Genomic DNA, 13,731 nt, shown 5'->3' on the forward strand with positions numbered 1-13,731 from the left:
CCGTTGGCATGATGGCACGTGCGAGTTCGCTCCGCGCGGCGTTGATTTCGCTTTCGCTGCTCATCGCCGGCGCCGCGGGCGCCCAGACCGCCGCGCCGAAACCCGCGGTGACGGTGGCGCCGGCGGAGATGACGCAGGTCCGCGGAACGGCGGGCTTCACCGGGCGGGCGGTGGCGACCCAGCGCGTCGACATCCGCGCCCGGGTCACCGGCTTTCTCGAACAGATGAACTTCCGCGAGGGCGCCCAGGTCAAGGCGGGCGACGTGCTCTACCGGATCGAGGATACCGATTACCGCGCCGCGGTCGCGGCGACCGAGGGTTCGATCCAGTCGGCCCAGGCCTCGCTCGATTTCGCGAAGCTGGAGCAGGACCGCAAGCGGCAGCTGGTGCGCCAGCAGGCGGTCGCCGAGAACGAACTCGACTTCGCGACGGCCTCGGTCGGGCAGGCCGAGGGCCAGCTCGCCCAGCTCGAGGCCACGCTCGACCAGGCGAAGCTCAAGCTCTCCTATACCGAGATCACCGCGCCCTTCGACGGCATCATCGGGCTGAGCGCGGTCGACGTGGGCGCGCTCGTCGGTCCCGAAAGCGGCGCGCTCACCACGCTGACGCAGCTCGATCCGATCTACGTGACCTTCCCCGTCGCCACCGCTACCGTGCTCGACTATCAGGAGAGGATCGCCGCCGGCAAGGCGACCGCGCTCGGCGCGGTCCATCTGACGCTTGCCAACGGCACTCCCTTCGCGCAGGCCGGCTCGCTCGATTTCGTGGCGCCGACCGTGCAGCAGGGCACGGACACGATCACGCTGCGCGCGACCTTTGCCAATCCCGACCGGATCCTGCGCGACAACGCGCTCGTCAACGTGACGCTCGAGGCCAAGACCCCGGAGGCGGATCTGACGATACCCCGGCAGGCGGTGCAGCGCGACCAGATGGGCGCCTTCGTCCTCGTCGTGGACGCCCAGTCGAAGGTCGAACTCAGGCGCGTCGAGACCGGGGCGACCCAGCTCGACCGGATCGTGATCACCTCCGGGCTCAAGGAGGGCGAGAATGTCATCGTGGACGGCATCAACAAGGTCCGGCCCGGCATAACGGTCGACGCGGCCACCGGCCAGGCGGGCTGATCCGGAGATGCTGTCCGACGTCTTCATCTCCCGCCCGCGGCTCGCCGCCGTCATCTCGATCGTGCTGACCCTCGCGGGGCTGATCGCGCTGCGCGCGCTGCCGATCGCACAGTATCCCGACATCGTGCCGCCGCAGGTGGTGGTTTCCGCGACCTATCCCGGCGCGGGGGCGGACGTGGTCGAGACCACGGTGGCGCAGCCGATCGAGAGCCAGGTCGTCGGCGTCGACGACATGCTCTACATGAAGTCGACCAGCGGCGCGGACGGCTCCTACAAGCTCACCGTGACCTTCGAGGTCGGCACCGATCCCGACATCGCGACCGTCAACGTGCAGAACCGGGTCTCGCTCGCGACGGCGGGCCTGCCCTCGGAGGTCAAGGCGACCGGCGTCAGCGTCAAGAAGCAGTCCTCGGCGCTGCTGCAGGTCTTCGCCATCACCTCCGACGATCCGAAGCAGGACGGGCTCTTCCTGTCGAACTACGCGACGATCAACGTTCTCGACACGCTGAAACGCGTGCCGGGTGTCGGCGACGCCTCGCTCTTCGGGGCGCTCGACTATTCGATGCGGATGGTGCTCGACATCGACCGGATGACGAATCTCGGCCTGCAGCCGCAGGATGTCGTCGCCGCGCTGAAGGAGCAGAACGTCCAGGCGGCGATCGGCAGGATCGGCGCGCAGCCGATGACCGACGATCCGCTGTTCCAGCTCAACCTGACGACCGAGGGGCGGCTCACGGATCCGAAGGAATTCGGCGATGTCGTGCTGCGCGCGATGCCCGACGGGTCCTTCGTGCGGATCCGCGACGTGGCGAAGGTCGAGCTCGGCGCGCAGACCTCGGACGTCTCGGCCGCGCTCGACGGCAAGCCCACGGCGATGATCGGCATATACCAGCTTCCCGGCGCCAACGCGCTCGCGGCGGGACAGGGGGTCGAGGCGGCGCTGGCTCGGCTGGAACGGAGCTTTCCCGAGGGCATGCGGGTAACGACCGTCTACGACACGACGGCTTTCGTGAAGGCGAGCGTGGCGGAGGTCAAGCGCACGCTCTTCGAGGCCTTCGGCCTCGTGATCATCGTCGTCTTCCTCTTCCTCGGCAATGTCCGCGCGACGATGATCCCGCTGATCGCGGTTCCCGTCGCGCTGATCGGCACCTTCGCGGTGATGCTCGCGCTCGGCTTCTCGCTCAACACCGTCTCGCTCCTCGCGCTCGTGCTCGCGATCGGGATCGTGGTCGACGACGCGATCGTCGTCGTCGAGAATGTCGAGCGGGTGATGGAGGAAAACCCCGGCATGACCGCGCGGGAGGCCGCGCACGAGGCGATGGGGGAGATCACCGGGGCGATCGTGGCGATCACGCTGGTGCTGCTCTCGGTCTTCGTACCGGTCGCCTTCATCCCGGGCCTGTCGGGGCAGCTCTTCCAGCAGTTCGCGGTGGCGGTCTCGGTCGCGATGGTGATCTCGGCGATCAACGCTCTGACGCTGAGCCCCGCGCTCTGCGCCGTGCTTCTGAAACCCAGTCACGGGCCGAAGCGCGGGCCGCTCGGCTGGATCTCGCGCCGGATCGACGACGCGCGCGACGGCTATGTGAGGGTCGCCGGGTTGATCGCGCGGCGCGCAGTGCTCGGCCTCGCGCTGCTCGCGCTCGCCTTCGTCGGCGCCGGCGCGCTCCTGCGCGCTGTGCCCTCGGGCTTCCTGCCGGCCGAGGACCAGGGGGCGTTCTTCGTCGAGATCCGGACGCCGCAGGGCTCCTCGGTCAACCGCACGGCGGCGGCGGTGAAGAAGGTCGAGACGATGCTCGCGGGCATCGAAGGGGTCGAGAATGTCGTCACCGTCACCGGCTACAGCTTCCTCGACGGGCTCGCGGCCTCCAACAGCGCCTTCGCCATCGTCGGCCTGAAGCCCTTCGACGAGCGGACCGATCCGGGCGCGAGCGCCTTCGCCGCGATCCGGACCGCGCTCTTGCAGGGCACGGCGATCCGCGAGGCGCAGGTCTTCGCCTTCAACCTGCCGCCGATCATCGGCCTCGGTACCGGATCGGGCTTCGAATACCAGCTGCTCGATCTCGAAGGACGCTCTCCGGCCGATCTCGCGAGCGTCGCCGGCGCGATCTCGGTCGCGGCGAGCCAGGATCCCCGCCTCGGGCCGACCTTCTCCACCTTCTCGGCCTCGACGCCGCGACTCTATCTCGATCTCGACCGGGAGCGCCTGCAGACGCTGGGCGTCGCGGTCAGCGATCTCTTCACCGCGCTGCAGGGCACGCTCGGCACGATCTATGTCAACGACTTCAACCTCTACGGCCGGACCTGGCAGGTGAACGTGACGGCGGCGCAGTCGGACCGCGCCAGCGTGGACGACATCGGCCGGATCCACGTGCGGTCCGCCTCGGGCGAGATGGTGCCGGTCTCGGCGGTGGCCCGGGTCGAGTACCGGGTCGGGCCGCAGTCGATCGTGCGCTACAACAACTACCGCTCGGTCACGATCAACGGCTCCCCGAAGCCCGGTGTCGCCTCGGGCGTGGCGCTCCAGGCGATGGACGAGATCAGCGCGAAGGTGCTGCCGCCGGGCTACAGCTACGACTGGACCGGCACCGCGGCGCAGGAGCTCGAGGCGGCGGGGCAGACCTCGACCATCCTCGCGCTGGCGCTCGTCTTCGCCTATCTCTTCCTCGTCGGCCTCTACGAGAGCTGGACGATTCCGGTTCCGGTGCTGCTCTCGGTCTCGGTCGGTGTCTGCGGCGCGCTCATCGCGCTGAAGCTCTCGGGCCTCTCCTTCGACATCTACGCCCAGATCGGCTTCGTCGTCCTGATCGCGCTGGCGGCGAAGAACGCGATCCTGATCGTCGAATTCGCCAAGGCGGAGCGCGAGGCCGGGCGGCCGATCGTCGAGGCGGCGCTCGGGGGCGCGCGGATGCGCTTCCGCGCGATCCTGATGACGAGCCTCGCCTTCATCGCGGGCCTCATCCCGCTCGTCACCGCCACGGGCGCCGCGATGCTGAGCCGGCGCGCGGTCGGCACCGGCGTCGCGGGCGGCATGCTCGCCTCCGCGCTGGTCGGCATCTTCCTGATCCCGGCGCTCTACGTGATCTTCCAGGGCGCGCGGGAGCGGGTGAAGCGGATCGGTTCCGGGCGGGCGCCCGCGGCGGATGGCTGAGCGCGCTCAGCCGCCGCAGGCCGCCCGCTCCCCTGTCGCGAGCCGGTAGTCGCGATAGTAGATCGTCTGGTTCTTCGGGCCGGGCCGGGTGTCGTTGTATTTCTCCGTCATCACCGGTCCGGTGATCGTCCAGCTCGCATCGGGGCGGTAGATCACGTTCGCGTATCCGGCGGAATCGATCAGCCGGCCCTTCGCGTCATAGGCCGAGAGCAGCGAGGACCCATCGGCCTTGCCCGGGGTGTTGAGCGTGACGTCGAGCACCAGCGTGACCCACTCCCCCTTGGGCAGCGCCCGCGTCATCTTCCGGCCCGCGCCGAACGCGCGGAGCGTCCGCTCGCCCCCCTTCCAGTGGGAGTCCGTCATGCGCGGCCTGGTGCGGCGGTCGAGGTGGTAGGAATAGTCGGCGAGCACGATGGAACCGCCGTCGTCCGAGACCCGGAAATTCGCCCGCACCTTCGCGCCGGTCTGTTCCTCGGGCAGGCAGCCTCCGCTCGCGCATCCCCGGTCTCCGATCTGGATACCGAAAGCGAGCCGGCCGCCCACATAAGGCTGGTAGTCCTCGGGGATGTAGATCTGGGCGCTCAGGCGCGCCACATCCCCGCCGCCCCCGACATCCCGCCCGAATTCGAGCAGCGAGTTCGGGCGGTCGCCGCGGGAGGTGATGGCGAGGACGGTGCCGCCGTCCATCGTCGCGCAGGAATAGCGCCTGTCCTCGGCCTCGGTATTGTGGCTGCCCGCGGCCGGCAGGATGCCCCATGTCGCGGCGCAGATCTCGCCGGTCGGCGGCGCCCAGACCTCGCGCAGGCAGGCGGAAGGGGAGGGGGCCGCCGCGCGCGCCGCCGGATCGGGCCGGGCCCGCGGAGGACCCTCGGAGGCGGTGGCGGCACCGGCGAGGCTCGTCAGGGCGAGCAGCGCCCCGCCGACGAGCGCCGCGTGACAAGGCCATCGCCGCCCGAGCGGCGGTACGGGACGGCGCGGCGGGACGCGGGTCGCGGGGCGGATCATGGCACCTCTCGAAGACTGAACGCGGCGAAGCTTGCGGGAGGGTGCCGGCGATGTCCATCGCCGCTCCCGGGAGTGTGAGGCGCGGGTGACGAAAGGGTGCTTCCTCCGCGCCGCCCGGGAGCAGGCACAGGTCCGGAACATTCCGCCGGCCCGCCGGTTCGCATCCGAGGGCGCGAGAAGGCGGTCGGGAGGAGTTCCATGACGAAGGCGGCCGCCTTCGACGGGTTCCGGGCGCCGCCCCCGATCCGCCGAGCGAAGGAGGCATGCGATGAAGACGAAGGATCTGCCCGAGGAATCGGGGCCGGCCGGCGGATGGGGGTCGCTGCGCGGTCTCGCCAGGATTTACGGCGCGGCCGACAGCGAGATCGCCGCGCTCGACACGCTGCGGCGGCAGAACAAGCCCCACGGGTTCATGTGCATGTCCTGCGCCTGGCCGAAGCCCGCGAACTACCACGCGTTCGAATTCTGCGAGAACGGCGCGAAGATGACGCTGTGGGAACTCACCACCCACCGCTGCCGGCCCGAGTTCTTCGAGGGGCACACGGTGGAGGAACTGCGCGGCTGGAAGGATCACGACCTCGAGGCGGAGGGGCGGCTGACCGCGCCGATGCGCTACGACGCGGCGACCGACCGCTACGTGGAGACGGGCTGGGAGGAGGCCTTCGCCGAGATCGGCGCGACGCTCCGACGGCTCGATCACGAATCCGTCGTCTTCTACGCCTCCGGCCACGCCGGCCTCGAAGCCTCCTATCTCTATGCCCTGCTCGCGCGACTCTACGGCTGCAACAACCTGCCGCAGAGCTCCAACATGTGCCACGAGACGACCAGCGTCGGCCTGAAGCGGGTGATCGGCTCCCCGGTCGGCACGATCGTCTGGGAGGATCTCGAACAGACCGACCTCCTCATGTTCTTCGGCCAGAACCCCGGGACCTGCTCGCCGCGGTTCCTGCATCCGATGAAGGCGGTCAAGGATCGGGGCGGCCACATCATCAGCTTCAATCCGATGCGCGAACAGGGGCTTGTCTCCTTTATCGATCCCCAGGACATGACGGCGATGCTGACCGGCAAGGAGACGGTGATCTCCGACCAGTACCACCAGGTCCGGGCCGGCGGCGACGTCGCGGCGCTGGCCGGGCTCTGCAAGGCGGTGCTCGAGGCCGACGACGCTGCCCGGCGGGACGGCGGCGCCCGCGTCCTCGACACCGCCTTCATCGAGGAGCACACGACCGGGTTCGAGGACTTCGCCGCCGCGATGCGCGCGACCGGATGGGCGGAGATCGAACGCGAGTCGGCCCTGACCGAGGAGGCGCTGCGCGCGGCGGCGGCGATGTACCTCTCCACCGACAAGGTGATCGCCGCCTACGGGATGGGTCTGACGCAGCAGGCGGGCGGATGGCTCAACATCGCGATGCTGACGAATTTGATGCTGCTGCGCGGCAACGTCGGGCGCCCCGGCGCCGGCATCACGCCGGTCCGCGGTCATTCGAACGTGCAGGGCCAGCGCACCGTCGGCATCGCCGAGAAGACGAAGCTCGTTCCGATGGACAAGCTCCGCGAGTTGTTCGGCTTCGAGCCGCCGGAGAAGGACGGCACGCATATCGTCGACGCGGTCAAGGGACTGGCGGAAGGCTCGGTCAGGGCGACGATCAGCCTCGGCGGCAATCTGGTGCGCGCGGTCCCGGACCGGAACCTGATGGAAGCCTGCTGGCCGCGGCAGGAGCTGACCGTGATGGTCTCGACGAAGCTCAACCGCTCCCATCTCTTCCCGGGCAAGGTCGCCTACATCCTGCCCTGCCTCAGCCGGGCCGAGGAGGACGTGCAGGAAGGCGGACCGCAAGCGGTGAGCATCGAGGAAAGCTTCGCGATGATCCACGGCTCCACCGGCCACCGGGAGCCGGCGTCGGACAGGCTCATGAGCGAACTCGCCATCGTCGCCGGGATCGCGAAGGCGACGCTCGAACCCAATCCGAAGGTGAAATGGGACGATTGGACCGCCGATTACGGCAAGGTCCGCGACCTGATCGAGGAGACCTACCCCGACGATTTCAAGGGATTCAACGAACGGCTCTTCGAGCCGGGAGGCTTCCACCGCGACATCGGCGCGCACCGCCGCGAGTGGAGGACCGAGAGCGGCAAGGCGGTGTTCACGACGCCGGAGCGGCTGAATTCGCTCGATTTCGACGACGCGCCGGGGCGCTACCGGCTGGTGACGGTGCGCTCGAACGATCAGTTCAACACGACGATCTACGGCTATTCGGACCGGTTCCGGGGCATCGAGGGCACGCGCGACGTGATCCTGATGAGCGAGGCGGACATCGCGGAGGCGGGCCTTCACCGCGATCAGCGCGTCACGCTCGTCTGCGATTTCGACGATGGGGAGGACCGGCGGCTCGGCGGACTCGCGGTGATCCCCTACGACCTGCCGAGGGGCACCATCGTATCCTACTTCCCCGAATGCAACGTCCTCATCCCGCTCTCCCACCACGACGAGCTCTCGAAGACGCCGGCGAGCAAGGCCGTGCCGGTCCGGATCGAGGCCGAGGGGGTGGCGGCGCGGGAGCCCTGACCGGGATCCGGCGCGCGGGAACCGGGCGCCGGGACTGGCGTTGGGGCGGACGGCGTTCACTTCCATGGCGCGGGGACGGATGTCGCGATGATGCCCGGCGGCCTGATCTATTATCCCGACTCGATGCCCGGCATCGCCCGCAAGCGCAGCGGGCGCGGCTTCAGCTATGTCGCTCCGGACGGGACGACCATCGCCCGCGGGGCGGAGCGGCGCCGGCTGGAGGCGATGGCGATCCCGCCGGCCTACGAAGACGTCTGGATGACGCCGAAGCCGAACGGCCATCTGATGGCCACCGGCTACGACGCGCGCCGGCGCAAGCAGTACCGCTACCATCCCGACTGGGCGCTGGCCCGGGCCGAGACCAAGTACGAAAGCCTCGCGGGCTTCGGTCATGCGCTGCCGGTGATCCGCGCGGGCATCGCCCATGACCTGCGCGCGCGCACGGGAAGCGAGCGTTTCGCGCTCGCCGCCGCCGCGCTCCTCATCGACGAGCTTGCCGTCCGGGTGGGGACCGCGAGCTACGCGGCCGAGAACAACACCTATGGCGCCACGACGCTGAGGCGACGGCATCTGCGACTCGTCGGCGGGGCGCTGCGGCTCTCCTGGGTCGCCAAGGGAGGCAAACGGGTGACGCGCACGATCAGGGACCGCCGCCTGATGCGCGCGCTCACGCGCGCCCGTGACCTGCCCGGGACGCTGCTCTTCACCTGGATCGACGACGAGGGCGAGGTCCGGCCGATCACGTCGCAGGGGCTCAACGCCTATCTCGCCGATCTGGGCGAGGGACCCTTCACTTCGAAGGTGTTCCGGACCTGGTCGGGCACCCTCGCCGCTTTCGAGGCCCATCGCGAGAACCCCTCCGCCGGCATCGGGGCGCTCGCCGCCGCCGCCGCCGAACGGCTCGGCAACACGCCCGCGGTGGCGCGCGAGAGCTACATTCATCCGAAGGTGCTCGATCTCGTCGGCGCCGAACCCGCCGCCTTGCCCGCGCCGCTCGAGGGGCTCTCCCCCGCGGAGACCGGGCTGCTCGCGCTGCTCGACTGAGCCCGCGACTATTCGGCGACCGGAGCCTCGCTTCTCGCGTCCAGATCCGCGAGGGCGACGATCTCGACATGCAGGCGGAACCGGCGCCGGAAGAGATCGAGCGTCGCGTCATGCGCCTCGTCGGAGGAGGAGCAGAGCCCGTCCCTGGCCAGGAGAACCCGGTACCCCCTGTCGACCGCGCCGAGCACGGTGGAGAGAACGCACATGTCCGTCTCGCCCCCGGTGACGACGAGCGTCCGGCACCCGCGCGCGCGTAACCGGTCGTCGAGATCGGTCTCCACCCAGGGGGAGTAGACGTGCTTGTCGATCACCTCGGCGTCAGCGGCGGCGCGTTCCAGTTCCGGGATGAGATCGACCATGCCGGGGGCGAGCCGGTCGAGCGTCATCGCATCCCACTTCTCGTAATAGGCCTGCCACGTGCCCTCGCCGTCCGAGGCCCGGCGGAGCGGGATGAATCGGGTGAAGATCGCGCGGCCCGGGTGCCGCTCGCAGAAGGCGGCCACGCGCGGCGCGATCCGGGGCATCCAGTCCAGCCCCCAGTCCGTGCCCGGCCAGAACAGCCGCTGCATGTCCACGCAGAGGTGGACCCAGTCGGTTCCGCGGGGAGGATCGCCGTTCTCGTCGAGTGCCATGTCGCGGCCTCCATTCCTTCGCAGCATCGTGCGTGCGAGCCGGCCCCGGACGAGGGGGCCGGACGCTTCCCGGCTCACATGGCCGGGGTCGAGCCGCCGCCGGTGGTGGTGGTGGAAACGGAGCGGTCCTCGCGCGTCTTGACGCGCAGGTTGTTCTGGACATGCGTCACGCCCAGCACGTCCTCGGCGATGTCCTCGGCGCGGCGCTTTTCGAACCGCTCGCCGATGCTGCCCTGAAGCGTGACCTCGCCGCCGCTCACCGACACCTCGATCTCCCGCGCGTCGAGCCGCGAGTCTTCCGACAGGCGGTCGTTGACGTCTTCGCGGATCCGCTCGTCCGACCGGGTGTAGTTCTTCGGCCCGCGTCCGCGGTGACTGTCCATGTCGCGACGGCGCTGCGCGTCGTCGTCGCCGAACCAGGAGGCGATCTCGTCGCCCGCGCGCTCCATGAAGCCCCGCTCCTCGTCGCGCGAGCCGGCGCGGCCACCGTAACCGCCGCCGTGGCCGGCACCGTAGCCCGCGCCATAGCCGCGGGCGTAGCCGCCACCGTATCCGCGGCCATATCCGCCGCGCGACCCTCCGCCGCGGTCGTAGCGGGGAATCCGGTCCTCGCGGAAGCCGCCCCCGAAGGCGCCGCCGCCCTCGTAACCCCGGCCCGCGCCATAGTCGCCATATTCGCTCCGATAGCCGCGGTCGCCTTCCCCGTAACCCTCGGCGAAGCCGTAGTCGCGCGGGCCCCGCCGGCCATAGTCCCGTTCGTCGTCCATCCGGCGCCGGCGGCGCGCGTCGTCGTCGCCGAACCAGGAGCGCATCTCGTCTCCCGCCCGATCCGACCAGTCGCGATCCGAAGCTCCCCGCCCGCGTCCGTAGTCGTCGTCATAGCCGCCGCGTCCGTAGCGTCCGCGATTCTCCCAATCGGTTCTCATTGGAGTTCCTCCTTCTCGAGCGGTGATCCCGGCCTTGGGATCCGCTCCCCCGCCCAACAGGAAGGGCTGGGCAATGTTCCCGAAGGCGCCCCCCCGTTTTCGACGGGCGGGCCTTTGCTGATCGGCGGGCGCGTGATTGAACCCGCCGGTGAGTCGGGCGTTCAATTCCCATCGACGGGGAGACGCGGCATGGACCGACCGAGCCTCAGCCTCGGGATCGAGGAGGAATACCTGATCGTCGACCGGGCGGAGCGCGATCTGGTGGCTGAGCCGGACGGGGCCTTCTTCGAGGAATGCCGCGCGGCCCTCGGCGAGCAGGTCTCGGCGGAATTCCTGCGCTGCCAGATCGAGGTCGGCACCAGGCCCTGCGAAACCGTCGCCCAGGCCGTCGCGGAATTGCGGGCGCTTCGGGCGACGATCGCGGAATGCGCGCGAAACCACGGCTACGCGGCGATCGCGGCCTCGACCCATCCGTTCGCCCGCTGGCGGGACCAGCACCACACGCCGAAGCGGCGCTACGACGAGATATGGTCGGACATCGGCGCCCCGGCGAGCCGGATGATGATCTGCGGCATGCACATGCATGTCGGCGTGGAGGATCCGGATCTGCGGATCGATCTGATGAACCAGATCACCTATTTCCTGCCGCACCTGCTGGCGCTGAGCACCTCCTCGCCGTTCTGGCAGGGCCAGGATACGCGCCTCGCCTGCTACCGGCTGACGGTGATGGACGCGCTGCCCCGGACGGGCCTGCCCGACACGCTGGCGAGCGACGCCGAATACCGCGCCCTCGTCGCTCATCTCGTCGAGACGGGATGCATCGAGGACGGGACCAGGATCTGGTGGGACATCCGCCCCTCCGCGCGCTTCCCGACGCTGGAGCAGCGCGTGACGGACGTCTGCCCCCGCCTCGAGGACGTCGCCGCGCTCGCCGCGCTCTTCCAGGGGCTGGTCGCCTTCCTCTTCCGGCTGCGCCGTGCCAACCAGCGCTGGCGGATCTATCCGCCGACCCTGATCCTCGAGAACCGCTGGCGCGCGCAGCGCCACGGCGCGGAGGCGCGGCTGATCGATCATGGCCGGCGCCGCCCGGCGGATCTCGAGGCGCTCGTCGAGGAACTGATCGAGCTCGTCGGCCCCGACACCGAGGACCTCGGCTGCCGCGAGGAACTGTCGGGCCTGCGCCGGATCGCGATGGAGGGCACGTCCGCCACCCGCCAGCGCCAGGTCTACGCCGGGCGGCGGGAGGCGGGGAGCGACCACGAGGCGGCCCTGCGCGCCGTGGTCGACGCGCTGATCGAGGAATTTTCCGGCGCCTGAACCGCGTTGGCGGCGCGGAAGGAACAAAGCCGATCGGCGAGCGGTTGGAGGGTCGCGCGCGGCAGGGCCCGGTCGGGCGCGATGTTCGGGAAGGAACGGCATGAAGTCATGGCTGCGATATCTGCGCCATCACCGGCGCGATCTGGTCCGGACCGGCGCGCAGACGGCGGTCGCGACGATCGTCACCTATTTCGTCGCACCCTGGTTCGGGCCGGAGAACGAATCCTGGGCGGTGATCGCGGCGCTCTTCACGATCGGCCTCAGCGCGGATGCGAGCTACTACAGCGCGCGGGGACGGATCATCGGCGCGGTGCTCGGCGTCGCGCTCGGCCTCGCCGCCGGCTGGGCCCCGGGCGCCGTGCTGCTCGGACTCGTCGTCGCGGTGGTGATCGCCAACATGATCGCCACGCTCTGGCCGGGCGTCCGCTACGCCGCCGCCACCGCGGCGATCGTCGCGCTCGAGCCGACGCCCTCCGTCGCCGACGCGGTCTCGATCGCGGGCGCGGTGCTGTGCGGCACGGCCATCGCCGCGGCGACCAGCTTCCTGCTCTGGCCGACACTTGGCCGGACCCGGGCGCGGCACACGCTCGGCGAGGCGGTGACCGATTGCCGCGATCTGTTGCGCATGATCACCGGCCGGAAGGATCAGCGGGACAGGCGCGAGACCGACGCGTTGCACGCGCGCTTCCTCGATCACCTCGTCTCCAGCCTCGAACGCGTTTCCTTCTCCCGTTTCGACCCGAAGCTGCCGAGCGGGACGGCGCTGCGCGAGGCCACGACGGCGGTGGAGAGCCTGTGGCACTCGATCGTCATCCTCGACCGCGCCATGGCCGACGAGACGCCCGTTCTGGACGCCGGGACGGCGCGCGCGCTCGACCCGGCGGTCACCGAACTGGAGCGGCGGGCCGAGCATGAGCTCGACCTGATCGCCGCCGCGATCCGCGATCCGGATCACCGCCCGGGAACCGCCGACGTCGCGGCGGCGGCGGCGGCGGCGCGCGCGCGTATCGAGGCCATCGTCGCGCAAGAGGAGCCCGCCGCGCCCGGCGCGCGGGCGCTGCACGCGCTGCTCTTCGCGATCTCCGAGGTGGAGCTCAGGCTCGACCAGCTGGCACGGCTGGTCCGCGCCGCCGGCGTCGCCGCGCCCGCCGGGGGCACGGCGCGGAACACGAACCCGCTCGCCCTCGGAGGCGGCTGAGCGCGGCGGGGCGAGACCACCCGTCCCTCGCGCCGGACGCTTTGAGGGGGCGGCGGCCTGAGGAGTGTCGCATGCGAATCTCGGTCGAATTGCGCTGGTTCCGGAGAGGGCGGGCCCCGGACGACCTCACGGCCTGGTTCCGCGGGACCGGCGGTCCCTTCGCCTGGGCGGCGGGCGGCGGGCGGACGCGGACAGACGCCTATCTCGCGCCCCCGGACCCGACCCTCGGGATCAAGCGCCGGAGCGGCGGGGACGGGCTGGAACTGAAGGGGCTCGTCGACGCCCTGCCGCGGGCCCGCGGGCTCGGCCAGACCTCGGCCTTTCCCCAGGTATTCGCCAAGTGGCGCTCCGATACGCTCGGCATCGACGGCCAGCCGACGGTCGAGGTCACGAAGACCCGCTGGCTCCGCGCCTTCGCGACGCTCCCCGAGGCGCGGGAGATCCGGCTTGGCGCCGGAGACTCGGGCGAGGAGCCGGTCGGCGGGGAAGAACTGCCCGAGATCGGCTGCGCGGTGGAACTGACGCGCGTGGTGGTCGCCGCCGAGGAATGGTGGACCTTCGGCGTCGAGGCCTACGCGGGAGAGCGGTCCGGCGGCTCGCGCATCGACCTCGCCTCCCGAAGCCTCGACTCCGCCCTGCGCGCCCTCGCGGGCGACGCCGCGCTGGATCTGAGGGAGGCGGCATTCCAAGGCTACGCGGAATGGCTCGCGACGCGGGATCCGCGCCCGTGAGGGTCCGCCGCGCCGCGCGGGGATGCCTCTCCGGTCCGATCTC

10 protein-coding genes are annotated in these 13,731 nt (G+C 70.5%); 7 read left to right on the plus strand and 3 right to left on the minus strand.

The window, feature by feature from the left end:
- Window positions 1-8: 8 nt before the first annotated feature.
- Window positions 9-1,121: an efflux RND transporter periplasmic adaptor subunit gene (locus FJM51_RS07965; RefSeq protein WP_210240225.1), complete on the plus strand. Its 1,113-nt coding sequence runs from the start codon at window positions 9-11 to the stop codon at window positions 1,119-1,121.
- A 7-nt stretch (window positions 1,122-1,128) separates the two neighbouring features.
- Window positions 1,129-4,269 (plus strand): efflux RND transporter permease subunit, encoded by a 3,141-nt coding sequence (locus FJM51_RS07970; RefSeq protein WP_140453605.1) that lies wholly within the window; start codon window positions 1,129-1,131, stop codon window positions 4,267-4,269.
- A gap of 6 nt (window positions 4,270-4,275) precedes the next feature.
- Here FJM51_RS07970 and FJM51_RS07975 read toward each other — a convergent pair whose 3' ends face one another.
- Window positions 4,276-5,274 carry a hypothetical protein gene (locus FJM51_RS07975; protein ID WP_140453606.1) on the minus strand — a complete coding sequence of 333 codons (999 nt, stop codon included), beginning with the start codon at window positions 5,272-5,274 and terminating at the stop codon, window positions 4,276-4,278.
- Window positions 5,275-5,542: 268 nt separating this feature from the next.
- On the opposite strand from FJM51_RS07975, the gene FJM51_RS07980 reads away from it, so the two are divergent.
- Together FJM51_RS07980 and FJM51_RS07985 are read left to right on the plus strand one after the other, a co-directional pair.
- Window positions 5,543-7,840: an FdhF/YdeP family oxidoreductase gene (locus tag FJM51_RS07980; RefSeq protein WP_140453607.1), complete on the plus strand. Its 2,298-nt coding sequence runs from the start codon at window positions 5,543-5,545 to the stop codon at window positions 7,838-7,840.
- A gap of 87 nt (window positions 7,841-7,927) precedes the next feature.
- Entirely contained in the window at window positions 7,928-8,884 is a 957-nt protein-coding gene (locus FJM51_RS07985) for a DNA topoisomerase IB (RefSeq protein WP_181164484.1), read from the plus strand.
- Window positions 8,885-8,892: 8 nt separating this feature from the next.
- Here the strand turns inward: FJM51_RS07985 and FJM51_RS07990 are convergent, their stop codons facing one another.
- A complete protein-coding gene (locus FJM51_RS07990) occupies window positions 8,893-9,516 on the minus strand; it encodes a cysteine hydrolase family protein (protein WP_140453608.1) in 624 nt (207 codons plus the stop codon).
- A gap of 74 nt (window positions 9,517-9,590) precedes the next feature.
- Window positions 9,591-10,442 (minus strand): BON domain-containing protein, encoded by an 852-nt coding sequence (locus FJM51_RS07995; protein ID WP_140453609.1) that lies wholly within the window; start codon window positions 10,440-10,442, stop codon window positions 9,591-9,593.
- Between the two features lie 189 nt (window positions 10,443-10,631).
- Between FJM51_RS07995 and FJM51_RS08000 the strand changes: the two genes are divergently transcribed.
- From FJM51_RS08000 to FJM51_RS08010, 3 genes are all read left to right on the plus strand, one after another.
- Window positions 10,632-11,759 carry a carboxylate-amine ligase gene (locus tag FJM51_RS08000; protein WP_140453610.1) on the plus strand — a complete coding sequence of 376 codons (1,128 nt, stop codon included), beginning with the start codon at window positions 10,632-10,634 and terminating at the stop codon, window positions 11,757-11,759.
- A gap of 100 nt (window positions 11,760-11,859) precedes the next feature.
- The gene (locus tag FJM51_RS08005) at window positions 11,860-12,957 is read left to right on the plus strand and encodes an FUSC family protein (protein ID WP_140453611.1); all 1,098 of its coding nucleotides are present in this window, start codon (window positions 11,860-11,862) and stop codon (window positions 12,955-12,957) included.
- A gap of 71 nt (window positions 12,958-13,028) precedes the next feature.
- Window positions 13,029-13,688 carry a hypothetical protein gene (locus FJM51_RS08010; protein WP_140453612.1) on the plus strand — a complete coding sequence of 220 codons (660 nt, stop codon included), beginning with the start codon at window positions 13,029-13,031 and terminating at the stop codon, window positions 13,686-13,688.
- Window positions 13,689-13,731 lie beyond the last annotated feature (43 nt).

Origin of the sequence: Amaricoccus solimangrovi (genome assembly GCF_006385685.1) — a bacterium.
Lineage (GTDB): Bacteria > Pseudomonadota > Alphaproteobacteria > Rhodobacterales > Rhodobacteraceae > Amaricoccus > Amaricoccus solimangrovi.

What these genes read in the sequence shown, in the direction of transcription:
- FJM51_RS07965 (WP_210240225.1), top strand. Translation starts at nt 9, where the DNA reads ATGATGGCACGTGCGAGTTCGCTCCGCGCGGCGTTGATTTCGCTTTCG.
- FJM51_RS07970 (WP_140453605.1), top strand. Translation starts at nt 1,129, where the DNA reads ATGCTGTCCGACGTCTTCATCTCCCGCCCGCGGCTCGCCGCCGTCATC.
- FJM51_RS07975 (WP_140453606.1), bottom strand. Translation starts at nt 5,274, where the DNA reads ATGATCCGCCCCGCGACCCGCGTCCCGCCGCGCCGTCCCGTACCGCCG.
- FJM51_RS07980 (WP_140453607.1), top strand. Translation starts at nt 5,543, where the DNA reads ATGAAGACGAAGGATCTGCCCGAGGAATCGGGGCCGGCCGGCGGATGG.
- FJM51_RS07985 (WP_181164484.1), top strand. Translation starts at nt 7,928, where the DNA reads ATGATGCCCGGCGGCCTGATCTATTATCCCGACTCGATGCCCGGCATC.
- FJM51_RS07990 (WP_140453608.1), bottom strand. Translation starts at nt 9,516, where the DNA reads ATGGCACTCGACGAGAACGGCGATCCTCCCCGCGGAACCGACTGGGTC.
- FJM51_RS07995 (WP_140453609.1), bottom strand. Translation starts at nt 10,442, where the DNA reads ATGAGAACCGATTGGGAGAATCGCGGACGCTACGGACGCGGCGGCTAT.
- FJM51_RS08000 (WP_140453610.1), top strand. Translation starts at nt 10,632, where the DNA reads ATGGACCGACCGAGCCTCAGCCTCGGGATCGAGGAGGAATACCTGATC.
- FJM51_RS08005 (WP_140453611.1), top strand. Translation starts at nt 11,860, where the DNA reads ATGAAGTCATGGCTGCGATATCTGCGCCATCACCGGCGCGATCTGGTC.
- FJM51_RS08010 (WP_140453612.1), top strand. Translation starts at nt 13,029, where the DNA reads ATGCGAATCTCGGTCGAATTGCGCTGGTTCCGGAGAGGGCGGGCCCCG.